We start from the raw sequence: 10,871 nt of genomic DNA on the forward strand, positions 1-10,871 counted from the left end.
CCCCGGCTTCCGCCCGTGATCAAGGCGACGTTTCCTTCGAGTCGGTTCATGCCGTCGAGCATCGCGGGCCCCACCAACGGAAGCTGGCGGGAATCCGACCTGGCGTTCGGCGACATCGACAGCATCGCCTGACACAGGCCCGTCATCCAGGCAGGACCGGCATCACGCCGCAACCGGACCGATCACGAGAACGACGGGACCCTGCCCCCGCAGGTACCGGGAGAGCCGGGATGCCGGTCCTGATCCTGTCAAGGAGCGCGTTCCGCTTGGCGAAGACTGCGGAACAACTCCGGGGTCATCCATCCGCGCAGCGTGGCGTGAATCGTCGAGCGGAATGCGGCCTCGGCCGTCGCGGCGTCGAGGGCCCCGTGCAGTTCGAGAGTCACAAGCCCATGCAGGGCGGCCCAGATCGACAGGGCGATCGCCGTTGCTTCGCCGGCGAGGACGGACGCCGTCAAGGCGCGGTCGATCGCCGTGAGAAGCGGACGGATCGGGTCACTGGCACCGACCTCCCCCGACGGGTCGAAGGACTGCACACCACCGAACAGCACCGTGTACAGGTGGCTGTGTCCGCGCCCCCAACCACGGTAGGCGACGGCCAGTGCGTAGAGGTCGGCGAGAGGGTCCGCGGAGGTCTGCACCGCCGACAGATCCTGGAACAGGCCGGCGACGGCTCTGTCGCGCACCGCACCGATCAGCCCGTCCTTACCACCGAACAAGGAGTACACCGCCGTCGTCGACGCCTCGGCAGCAGCGGCCACGGCGCGGACCGTGACCGACTCTCGCGGACGGGTGGCGAGCATCTCGGTCGCGCACTCCACAAGCCGCTCTTTGACGACCTCGTCGTTTGTTCTCGGCCTACCCACGGCCAGCAGCCTACCTCCTCTGATAACGTCGTTTTGAAACAGTGTTCTGAAACTGTCGGAGGTCCGCCATGCCCACGTCCGCAATACGCCCCGTCCGCTTCACCGGACGCTTACTGCTGGCCCTGGCCGCCGTCGCGACGCTGGTCGTCGTCTTTCTCGCACTGATCGCCCTCACGGGCGGGGCAGGTTCGGGGCTCGGCGCGTGGTTGACGACCCTCGGGGCCGGGACCGTCCTCGCGCTGTGGAGGGGCTGGCGCCGCACCTGGCCGGCGCGGCTCGTGCCGCTCCTGCCAGTGGTCGTCGCGGCGGCATTGACAGCGACGGTCTGCATCCCGACCGTGCCCACGGCCCGGCAGTACCCGCCCGCTCTACCCTTCGTGGTCACACAGCATTGGAGCCTGGCCACCGGCAGCCGGGTAGCGGTGTACCACTACCCGCCCGCAAACCCCGGCACCCGGCATCCCACCCCGCTCGTATACCTCAACGGCGGACCGGTCCGCGGCATCTCGGTGCTCGACCACCGGTTCCTGCAACTCCTGGCGCGCCAGGGCTACGACATCTACGCCTACGAACAGGCCGGTGGCGGACGAAGCGACCTGCTCCCCATGAGCCAGTACACGATCTCCAGGTCGGTCCGCGACCTCGCCGCCTTCGTCGACCGCCTGAACAAGGGCAAGGTCGACATCCTCGGATTCTCCTCAGGCGGGGCCGTACTCACCCGAGCCCTGGCCGACCCGAGCCTCGCCGCACGCTTGCACCGGGCGATCATCGCCGAGCCCGGCCCCATGGACGGCCCCACCGCACACATCAGTGGGCACAAGGGCCGAAAATCCGCACGCGGCCTCGCGCCGGCCCCGACCGGACCACGATCGACGCACGTCCCCCGGTACGCCGTGGCATTCGGCCTCATGCGACTCGGACTGCTCACCCCCGACACCGGACTGATCGGACAGGCCGAAGGCGACAACGCCTTCACCGCCGCCGACCTCGGCAGCGACACCGCATCCGCCTACTGCGCTCACGACGCGCACCGCATCCCCGCCGAGGACACCGCACAGAACTTCTCCTTCAGCCCCGCCGCCAGCCTCCGCATCCAGCAGACGGTCAAGGACTCCCCCTCCATCGCCCCGCAACTGAGGCACTCCCGGACCCCCGCAATGCTGATGATCGCCGAGTGCTCCTCCCAGGTCCGCCAATGGGAGACCACCGTCCTTGCCAATGACCCCGCCATCCAGCGCACGCAGTACATGCCCGAAGTCGGACACCACATGTGGAACGGCCTCGACCACAACAACGACCGGGCCGTGGCCGTCATCACCGCGTTCCTTCAGGACAAGCCAGCCCCCCTGCCGAACTACCCGACCCGCGAAGAGATCCCTGCCTTCCTGCACGACCACAAATGAAGACATTGCAGCCCGTTACCGCAACTGCGGGCGAAACCCGAAGCCGACCCCGCCCTGCGGCGGGTACAGCCAAGGACGACTTCTTACGACTCGGTACGCGATTGAGGTCGGGGTGTGCTGGCCTGGCGGTCCGTCCGATGGGTATCAGCAGGCCGTGCGCTGGACGGGCACCAGTTCGGTGCTCGTGCGGTGCCGGGTTGGCCTGCGGGCGGCGCGGTCGGAGACCAGGCTGGCGATGGCGGCGTGGGTCTCGGGGTAGTACTCGCGGCGGCTGGTGTACCGCTGGAGCGGGCGCCACTTCTTCTCTTCGCCGATGACATGTTCCACGCAGATCCGCCTGGAGGACTGGCGTCGGCGCTGCTTGCGCCAGGAATGGTGCTCACCGAGCGGCGCGTCGTCCTTGGGCTTCTTCGGCGGGGCGCTGACCTGGTCGGGGAACTCGTTGGCCAGTCCCGGGTAGCCCTCGTCGACCTCCGCTTTCACCCTCGGGTGCAGGCGGAACTGCTCGGCGATGCCCTCGGTGCGCACGGCGGTCTGGTCGTGCATGCGACCTGGCCCGTCAGCCCGGACCACAGCAGCCGCCCCGAGCCGTCGCTGATCGTGGTGGTCTTGGCGGTGTTCTGCTTCTTCTTGCCGGACACGAACACCTTGCGGCCCGCCCGGCCGACCCGGGGTCGGCGTACCTGCACTTCGGTGCCGTCGACGCGCAAGTCGACCCTCTCGGCCTCGGCGTAGGCGAAGACGTCAGCCAGGGTACGCAGCCGCATGCCGGGCCATTGGGGGACGGCGAAGCCGCGCCGGGCCAGCAGCGGACGGATCTCATGGATCGCGCGGGTGACGGTAGGTCGGGGCACCCCATACAGCTCGGCCAGCGCCGCGTGCGGCAGCTGCAGCCGCAGGTAGACGAGGGTGGCCAGCACCCGGTCGACGAAGACCAGCTGGTGATCGGGCCCGGCACCAGCCGCCCGCTGACGGTTGCCGCCGCGGCGTTCCCGGAGCGCGGACTCGCACTGCGCCGCCCACGGGTCGGCCAACTCCTCGATCAAGTCGCCGAGATGTGCTCGATCAAGGCCGCAGAAGGCAGGATGGGACAAGGCCGCGCGGGGCGAGAAGGACGTCACAATCCACTCAACCCACGTGGCCGTCGCCGTGTCACGCGCTACGGGGCCGAGCTGCCTTGTTCGATCTGGTGGATGAGGCGTTTGAGGTGGGTGATCTCGTCTTGGAGGGCTTGGTCACCGGCCGGGGTGAGGGTGATCCAGGTGCGTGGGCGTCGGCCCTCGTAGCCCTTCTCGATGTGGATGAGTGCGTTCTTCTCCAGGAGGGTGAGGTGCTGGCTGAGGTTTCCGGCGGTGAGTTCGAGGGTGGTGCGCAGGAAGCCGAACTCGACGCGGCGGGCTTGGTGGGTGACGGTGAGGATGCCGAGGCGGACGCGCTGATGGACGACGTCGTCAAGGCCATTGACGGGGTGCTGGTCGGCTTGGTCGGTCATGATGTGGCGCGCTCACGGGGAGGCTGGGTCAGGGCGAAGCCGAGGGCACCGAGCAGGAGGAACGCGGCGGGGAAAGCCAGGCGGGGCAGACTCGACCAGGGTGAGATGGCGGGGATACCCGCCCAGCCGGGAGCGATCGGCGCCAGCTCAAGGGCCAAGTAGGCCAGGGTGAAGAGCAGTAGGGCCCGGCTGCGTTCCACCCAGGACAGCACCAGCAGCGGGACCCCAACGAATGCGGCTGGTCCGGTGAACCGCTCGAGGAGCACCGTCGGCTCAGCGTTGGGGTCGAGGTGCAGGCCCCAGACGTCGATCGTGGCACCGGGTGTTGTCATGGGAGCGGTGCCCCAGAGCTCGGTGGCGGCGAACAGGACGGCGATGCCGATTCCGGCGAGGACGTAGGGGCGGACAGGGGTGCCGACGCCGCGTTTGCGGGAGCGGCGGATGTAGAAGAACGCGATCGCGGCATAGGCGAGGAGGCACCCGATCGACCAGTAGAACGGCGTGCCTTGCTTGGTGAGGACACAGCTGGTGCCTGTGCCCGGTGGGGTGTGACCTGCTGGGCAGGGCGTGGTCTGGATGCTGAAGGTAAAGCGGTTAGCGAGGATCCCGCCGAGGGTGACCACGCCGAACAGCAGGAGGGGGAACCAGGCGCCGCGCTGGGCGGCGCGGACCTTGCGGGTGAGGTCGCCGAGGTCGGCGAGGACTTCGCGTGGGGAGTCCGGCGAGGGCACCGATGCGTCTGCCATACGGCTAGCTTTGCATCACAAACTAGTCATGGCAAGAGACTGTTCGCGTTGTTCAGCTGGGCGCGGGGAGTGGTGCCTCCGTCCATCGCCGAGCACGGCGGGCGTGACGGCTCCCCATGTCACGGCCGAACCCGCGCTACCGCGTACCAAGTCGTTAGTCCGGAAAAGCTGCTCCTGTGCTCTGTGCAGCCACGCGTCCCTGCCCGACTTGGCCCTTTCAAGCGGCCGCCGGCCGCGGCTCGCCGACCTGTATGCCGAGGTCGAGCAGGTCTGGGGCGACAGCTTCCGCGCCGACAGGCGCATCGCCGATGTGATTCGCCATGCCGAGTCATGCGGGATCGACCCGGGCGTCGTCTGCCCGGACGACGGTCCGGAGTTCGCCGCCCTGGAGAACCAGGTGCGGGCCGCGCTCAAACAAGAGCCCCGCAAGAAGCCCGAGCTGGCCCGCGACAGCGGCCGCCGCCCGGTGTGCGACGGCTGCACCTGACCGCCACCCGGCACTCCCCTTTCGGGAGGGATACTCAATGACGATGACGACAACCCAGCGCATCCTCGACCTCGCCGCGGCGGCACCGGCCCGCCACGGCGAGGACCTGGTGCTGCTCCTGCAGGAGGCGAACGAGCTGTACCAGCAGGGTCTTCGGGACCTGTACCGGGAGGTGGCAGCGCGTCTCGGCGGGCTGGCCCCTGCGGATCTAATGTTCGCCGCGGAGATGGCCGGGATGCCCTGCGATGCCTCGCAGGACCGCGACGAGGTGATCCTGCTGCTGGCCCTGATCGAGTGGGAGATGACGCCGGCCGCCCTTGCGTACGGCGAGATGGCCGAGGACGCCGCGCGCCGCGGTATCTGCTTGATCCCGGAGGAGTAGTCCGTGAGCCGTGAGCGCGGTCGGCGCCCCGACCGAGACTCCTGCCATTATTTGCGTTGTGAGTCGGGTTGGCTGGCTCACTGCTGACAGGACGGACGGTTCTGCCATGACCTCGCGCCGTGAGCCTCGCCTGGCCGACGCTGCCGAGATCGCGGCTGAACAGGGCCTGACACCCGCGCGGATCAGCGGCCTCTACACCGAGCGCGCCGAGAACGCGGCCGGCAAGGCTTTTCCCGAGCCTGTCCACACGCGCGGCCGCGCCCGCCTGTGGGACCACGCGGAAGTCACCGAGTGGTTCGCCCACCGGGCGCCGGCCCGGCTCGCGGTACACGCACCGCCCTCCCTCACCCCGGGGACGTTGCTGAACGCGGCGGAGGCCTCGAGGTATCTCGGCTACAAGAACTCCAACCAGGTCACGACCTTCGTGCGCGACCACCCCGGGTACTTCCCCGACCCGGATGTCGTCGAAGAGAAGGGCACGGCGGAGAACCCCTACCGCAGGCAGCTGTGGAAGGTGGAGACCCTGCAGGCGTGGATGGCCACCCGGCCCGGCCGCGGAAGACGAGCCGGAACCAACGAGGCACCGTCCCTGCCCGACGTTCCGGTCGACGGCGATCCCGACGAGCTTCTGGGGGCAAGCCAGGCGGCCGCCCTGCTGGGGTACAAGTCCGTTGGCTTTTTCTCGAGCAGCCTGTCCCAGGGCAACCTTCCGCTGCTGAAGGACACGGACGGGGTCGCCGAGAATGCCGGGCGCCAGAACGGGCGCCGGCGGTGGACGCGCCGGCGCATCCTCGAGCAGGCCGCCCAACGGTCGAAAAGTAGTACCCGGCGGTGAGCGGACCTCTGCATACCGCCCCATGAACGCGACAGCCGGCTTTGGGAGTTGGTCCCTTGCGGGCCGGGTGTCGCACGATGGCCGGCATGGCGTGGCTCGCCACCACGCCCCGCAGCAGCCCCGGCCGCTGCGGACCGGCCATCGCCAAGCTTGGTCACAGGACACCGACCTCGGCATTTCGAGCAGACTGTCCTCGTGCGCCGGTTCGGCCGTGGTCGGGTCCAGGGATGCCGACCACGGCACACACCGCGAGGCTGTTGCGAGTCCGTGACCATGGTCGGGGCTTCGTGGTCGGGGATCTGGTCGGGGCCGCGCGTTTCCTCAACTGCAACCGAAGGTTTCCGTCGGAGACCGCCACGGCCGCGGAAGGAAACACCTCATGAGCAGCGCTGCACGGAGTACTCCGGCGACGAGACTGGCCCCCAGCCCCGCTGAGCCCCTGTCCCACCAGGTGCTGGCGGGGCTCGCCCAGCACCGCATCGCTACCACCAGCCAGTTGCGCCGGATGCTGCGCCCGGACGGCACACGGCAGTTGATGTCCCGCGTTCTGAACCGGCTGCGCTCCGACGGCTTCGTCGACTGCACGGTGCTGCCGGACGCGAACCGTACCCGTACCAAGGCCTGGTATCTCACGCCGGACGGCGCGCGGCTGACCCGGGACCTTCCAGTCCTGCGGGGGCGGCCGCCCTACCCCATCACCTCGACCATGGCAGCATCGCTGAAGACCCCGCACACGCTCGCCGTGCTGCGCGCCCACCTTGCCTTCGCCGAAGACGCCCGCCGGCTCGGGCACGAGCACGGCCCCTGGGACTGGGCCCCCGAGGTGTCCCACTCCATCGGCGAGGGCGAACGGATCGTCGCCGACGCGGTCATGTACTACACCGTCGCCGAGAACGAGCACCGCCGGAAGCTGCGGGCGTTCGTGGAAGTCGACCGCACCACCATGAGCAGCGAACGGCTGGCCGTGAAACTGATCGAGTACGCGCGCCTGCACCAATACGAGGCCCAGCCCGCCGGAAGGCGGAGGCAGGCCGCCTCGGGTCCCGCCGCCTGGCTGCGCTGGTATCCGGTCTTTCCTCGTGTGCTCGTCATCCTCACCGGTGCTTCCCGGACCAGGCTGGAGAACCGGATCAGCGATCTGCAGGCGATGGTTGCTCAGCACCCGCTCGTGACAGCCCTCGCCCGCGAGGTCCGACTGGGAGCCGCCGTGCTGGAAGACCTTGAGCAGCACGGTCCCGCCCGGGACGTATGGCAGCCTCTGGCCGGCGGCAAGCCCCGCCCGTGGACAGATCTGTGAGTAAGTGCTTTTGACCCCAGTTGACAGACAGGCAGGGCGGCACTGGCTTTGTTCACGAGATCGGACAGCAGTTGTCGACCACTTTGGGAGGCACGAGAGTCGGGCGCCGTTCGATTGCCAGACGGCTAGAAGAGGTCGACCGAGGTGCCCTGCCTGAGGTTCTCGAGGATCGTGCGCAACCACGGGCTGCGCATGGCTGGTAGCCGGACCAAGGTGTGCTGGAACGTTCCCCGGTCGGCTCGGAACAGGTAGTTGGGGAGCAGCGGGAGCGGGTCGTCGCGGAGTACGTCTCGGGGTATGCGGCCCGACGCGGGAACCGCCAAGTACGGCTGGGGAGAGACCAGCCACAGCCACACCCCGAGCGGCAGGGGCACCAGGTATGCCGACGCAGTCGTGCTGGCCGGGGTCCAGGTCTGACCTGTCTGGGGGTGGACCGGTACGAGAAGGATGTCGACGCCCGCGTCTGGAGAGGGCTGTCCCGGTCCAGCCAGGACGGCGCGCCGCTTCGGGGGGCCTGCCGGCAGCAGGGCGTCGAGCGCGCGTTGGAACACGTCCGCGGTGAGACCGTCCGGGACTTTCACCGGCTGCCCTTGGGAGGCAACCAACAGGTGGGCGAGCGCCTGGCCAGCTGCCGCCTCCCACTGCGGGCTCCACGACCAGTAGTGGTTCGACCCCAACCGTCCTGTCCACGTGGCAATCGGCTCGAACGGGGGCGTTTTCTCCCCCTTCTCTGCCAGCTCGGCCCAGGAGAGGGACGCAACGTGGACACCGTCAACGGGGACGCGACGCACGGCGTCCGAGCTGAGCCGCACCGCCTGCCAAAGCGAGCAGTCGTCGACCCTGGTCGCCACGGGGAGGCCGCATGCCTCGCAGGCCATGTTGGGCCCGTCGGCTCCGTCGAGGCCGCAGCAGGCACCGCCGCGCTTCTCAGGAATCAGCCGGGTGCCCCGGATATCACCGGGCGCGATGACGCTGGCCCCGGGCGGACTGTCGGACAAGGCGTAGACCGGCGCGTAGATGCCGCGTGCCTCCGCCTCGCTCGGATCGATCTCGTCCCACATCCGCCACGGCCCTCCCCAGGAATCCGGGTCCACGGCAAACGTCCCGGACTCCATGAGCACCGGAAGCTGAGCCCCGTTCCCGTACTTCTGACGGGCGTGGACTGGCAGTGAGACCTGGGACAGCGGGGTGGTCAACTCGGCGCCGCATCCCGCGCACACGAAAACGAACAAGTGTCCTCCGCCTGGGAAACAGCCGCATCGTCGCAGCTCTCCAGGCAGCCAGCCAACATGTTTTCCCATCCGCTGGGGGAGCGGCACCTGCCGCCGTCGTGGGGTATCAACCCCGGTTATTCAGCGGAATTGGGTGAGCTGACGGCCTGACAGCAGAAAGGTGCCACTGACCTGCGAGGATGCGAGTGTCTAGGTCGTATCCGATGCAGGAGTCAGGACACCTTTCTGGTGAGCGAGCGTACAGGGTGGGATCGTCGGCTGTCCGTGGCAGCCGACGGGAAGGGGCTGGTCGGGCATGCAGGGGCGGTGCTGCTGCGCCGGCTGGCGGACCGGGTGGGGCTGACACGAGGGCTCGCCGGGGTGCTTCCCTCGAGCACGAGTGCCAGGTGGCGGGAGCGGGCCGGGGTGCTCGTCCAGCTCGCTGTCGCGATGGTGCTCGGGGCGCGGAGCCTGCTGGAGGCCGAGCAGCTTCAGCTTCACCACCAGGGCCTGTTCGGCCCTGCGGCCTCGGACTCAACGATGCGCCGTCTGCTGGCCGAGCTGGACGACAAGACCCTGAGAAAGATCGCGAAGGTGCGCCGACGGGTGCGCCGGCATGTGTGGACGCTGCTCCACCTGCGGCCCGGCGGCTTCCCGTGGCTCACGGTCGCCGGACGGAGGTTGACAGGCTGGATCGTCATCGACCTGGACGCCACGGTCATCACGAGCGTGTCCCGGAAACAAGGGGCCGCGGCCACGTTCAAGGGCACGTTCGGCTTCCATCCGCTGGGCAGTTGGCTGGCGAACACCGGCGAGAGCCTCGCGATGGAACTCCGCCCGGGCAACGCAGGGGCGAACACCGTGGACGACCACGTCCGCGTCCTGGCCGCCGCGCTGGATCAGATACCGCACTCCTCCCAGTCGAAGATCCTCGTGCGGGTCGACGGCGCGGGCGCCACCCATGGCCTGCTCCAGCACCTGGAGGCGCTGAACACGAAGCGGCGCACGGTCCGTTACACGGTCGGATGGAAGATCACGCCCGAGGACGAGGCGGCGATCACGAGGCTCCCCGAAAGCGCCTGGGAGACCTCGCTGACACAGGGCGGCGACCTTCAAACGGGTTACCAGGTTGCGGAGTTGACCTACCTGAACACCCGCGAGGGCTGGCCGGAGGGCATGCGCCTGATCGTCCGCCGCGTGCGCCCGTCGAGGCGGCACATGAAGAAGCTGACCGCCTTCGAGCAGAAGACCGGCTGGCGCTACTCGATCACCGTCACGAACATCCGGCACATGTGGGGCATCGCAGCCTCCCACCAGATCCAGTTCCTCGACGCCCTGCACCGCGACCACGCCGAGGTCGAAGACCGTATCCGTACCGGCAAGGCCATGGGGCTGACGAATCTGCCCTCACAGTCGTGGCAGATCAACACAGGCTGGATGCTCGCCGCGAACCTCGCCGCCGATCTCGACACCTGGCTGCGGCTGCTCACCCTGCATGACCAGGACGGCCTCGAAGACGCCGAGCCGGACACGATGCGCCTGCGCCTCTACCACCTTCCGGCCCGCCTCGCCCGTCACGCTCGCCGCTGCATGCTTCGCATCGAGCAGACCTGGCCCTGGGCGGCAGCGTTCACCACCAGCTGGAACAGGCTCACGCAACTTCCGGCCGCCACCTGACGGCCGGCTCACACCCCCGACGAGGACCAGGAAGGAGGACACCCCGCGCCCTCCGGGCCCGTGGAACCCGGCGCACCCCGCGGCGTCACGCGACGGCCCGTCCTGCAACGGCGGAGGACATTACGGGCGACCAGCCGCACTGATCAGCGACCGAAACCCGCTGAAGAATCGAGGCTAACGCACCAAGACCGTGCTGACCGACGTCGGTCCGGTGGAGATAACCGTGCCCCGCGACCGGGACGGCTCCTTTGAACCGAAGATCGCCCAGAAGCGACAGAAGCGCCTTACCGGCGTCGACGAGATGGTCATCTCGCTGGCAGCACCGACTACGGGCCAGACCCGCTAAGTTGACACACCCCGCCCGCGGTCCAAGCCGCCCACTCTGACGCGTAAATAGAGCCTGGTCAGGGTGGGTGTGGGCAGGGCTTGGTGCCCGGTGGCCGTTGAAGACCGCCGGGTGTTCGGGGTGCCGGTC

10 protein-coding genes and 2 pseudogenes are annotated in these 10,871 nt (G+C 68.8%); 7 read left to right on the forward strand and 5 right to left on the reverse strand.

The window, feature by feature from the left end; genetic code table 11:
• Nucleotides 1-248: 248 nt before the first annotated feature.
• A complete protein-coding gene (locus tag ACIRVK_RS44210) occupies nucleotides 249-866 on the reverse strand; it encodes a TetR/AcrR family transcriptional regulator (protein WP_404257627.1) in 618 nt (205 codons plus the stop codon).
• Nucleotides 867-934: 68 nt separating this feature from the next.
• Here ACIRVK_RS44210 and ACIRVK_RS44215 point away from each other — a divergent pair, with 68 nt between their 5' ends.
• Nucleotides 935-2,269, forward strand: coding sequence for an alpha/beta fold hydrolase (locus tag ACIRVK_RS44215; RefSeq protein ID WP_404257629.1), 1,335 nt, complete (start codon nucleotides 935-937; stop codon nucleotides 2,267-2,269).
• A 144-nt stretch (nucleotides 2,270-2,413) separates the two neighbouring features.
• Here ACIRVK_RS44215 and ACIRVK_RS44220 read toward each other — a convergent pair.
• The 3 genes and pseudogenes from ACIRVK_RS44220 to ACIRVK_RS44230 form a co-directional block, all read right to left on the reverse strand.
• Nucleotides 2,414-3,390: pseudogene (locus ACIRVK_RS44220) on the reverse strand (transposase family protein).
• A gap of 38 nt (nucleotides 3,391-3,428) precedes the next feature.
• Nucleotides 3,429-3,761, reverse strand: coding sequence for a winged helix-turn-helix domain-containing protein (locus ACIRVK_RS44225; RefSeq protein ID WP_404257631.1), 333 nt, complete (start codon nucleotides 3,759-3,761; stop codon nucleotides 3,429-3,431).
• A complete protein-coding gene (locus ACIRVK_RS44230) occupies nucleotides 3,758-4,507 on the reverse strand; it encodes a hypothetical protein (RefSeq protein ID WP_404257633.1) in 750 nt (249 codons plus the stop codon). The genes ACIRVK_RS44225 and ACIRVK_RS44230 overlap by 4 nt, the downstream gene beginning before the upstream one ends.
• Nucleotides 4,508-4,715: 208 nt before the next feature.
• Between ACIRVK_RS44230 and ACIRVK_RS44235 the strand changes: the two genes are divergently transcribed.
• The 4 genes from ACIRVK_RS44235 to ACIRVK_RS44250 all read left to right on the forward strand — a co-directional run bounded on the left by ACIRVK_RS44235 (nucleotide 4,716) and on the right by ACIRVK_RS44250 (nucleotide 7,508).
• Nucleotides 4,716-4,994, forward strand: coding sequence for a hypothetical protein (locus ACIRVK_RS44235; protein ID WP_404257635.1), 279 nt, complete (start codon nucleotides 4,716-4,718; stop codon nucleotides 4,992-4,994).
• Nucleotides 4,995-5,031: 37 nt separating this feature from the next.
• Nucleotides 5,032-5,376: a hypothetical protein gene (locus tag ACIRVK_RS44240; protein WP_404257637.1), complete on the forward strand. Its 345-nt coding sequence runs from the start codon at nucleotides 5,032-5,034 to the stop codon at nucleotides 5,374-5,376.
• Between the two features lie 106 nt (nucleotides 5,377-5,482).
• Entirely contained in the window at nucleotides 5,483-6,211 is a 729-nt protein-coding gene (locus tag ACIRVK_RS44245; protein ID WP_404257639.1) for a hypothetical protein, read from the forward strand.
• A gap of 379 nt (nucleotides 6,212-6,590) precedes the next feature.
• Nucleotides 6,591-7,508: a replication-relaxation family protein gene (locus ACIRVK_RS44250; RefSeq protein WP_404257641.1), complete on the forward strand. Its 918-nt coding sequence runs from the start codon at nucleotides 6,591-6,593 to the stop codon at nucleotides 7,506-7,508.
• 125 nt (nucleotides 7,509-7,633) lie between these two features.
• On the opposite strand, the gene ACIRVK_RS44255 is transcribed toward ACIRVK_RS44250, so the two are convergent.
• Nucleotides 7,634-8,740, reverse strand: a complete 1,107-nt coding sequence (locus tag ACIRVK_RS44255) for a hypothetical protein (RefSeq protein ID WP_404257643.1) — start codon at nucleotides 8,738-8,740, stop codon at nucleotides 7,634-7,636.
• A 228-nt stretch (nucleotides 8,741-8,968) separates the two neighbouring features.
• On the opposite strand from ACIRVK_RS44255, the gene ACIRVK_RS44260 reads away from it, so the two are divergent.
• Entirely contained in the window at nucleotides 8,969-10,396 is a 1,428-nt protein-coding gene (locus ACIRVK_RS44260) for an IS1380 family transposase (RefSeq protein ID WP_404257645.1), read from the forward strand.
• A gap of 178 nt (nucleotides 10,397-10,574) precedes the next feature.
• Nucleotides 10,575-10,733, forward strand: a pseudogene (locus ACIRVK_RS44265) (transposase); the annotation flags it as partial.
• Nucleotides 10,734-10,871 lie beyond the last annotated feature (138 nt).

This window comes from Streptomyces sp. NPDC101152 (assembly GCF_044768275.1).
GTDB lineage: Bacteria > Actinomycetota > Actinomycetes > Streptomycetales > Streptomycetaceae > Streptomyces.

What these genes read in the sequence shown, in the direction of transcription:
- ACIRVK_RS44215 (WP_404257629.1), top strand. Translation starts at nt 935, where the DNA reads ATGCCCACGTCCGCAATACGCCCCGTCCGCTTCACCGGACGCTTACTG.
- ACIRVK_RS44225 (WP_404257631.1), bottom strand. Translation starts at nt 3,761, where the DNA reads ATGACCGACCAAGCCGACCAGCACCCCGTCAATGGCCTTGACGACGTC.
- ACIRVK_RS44230 (WP_404257633.1), bottom strand. Translation starts at nt 4,507, where the DNA reads ATGGCAGACGCATCGGTGCCCTCGCCGGACTCCCCACGCGAAGTCCTC.
- ACIRVK_RS44240 (WP_404257637.1), top strand. Translation starts at nt 5,032, where the DNA reads ATGACGATGACGACAACCCAGCGCATCCTCGACCTCGCCGCGGCGGCA.
- ACIRVK_RS44245 (WP_404257639.1), top strand. Translation starts at nt 5,483, where the DNA reads ATGACCTCGCGCCGTGAGCCTCGCCTGGCCGACGCTGCCGAGATCGCG.
- ACIRVK_RS44250 (WP_404257641.1), top strand. Translation starts at nt 6,591, where the DNA reads ATGAGCAGCGCTGCACGGAGTACTCCGGCGACGAGACTGGCCCCCAGC.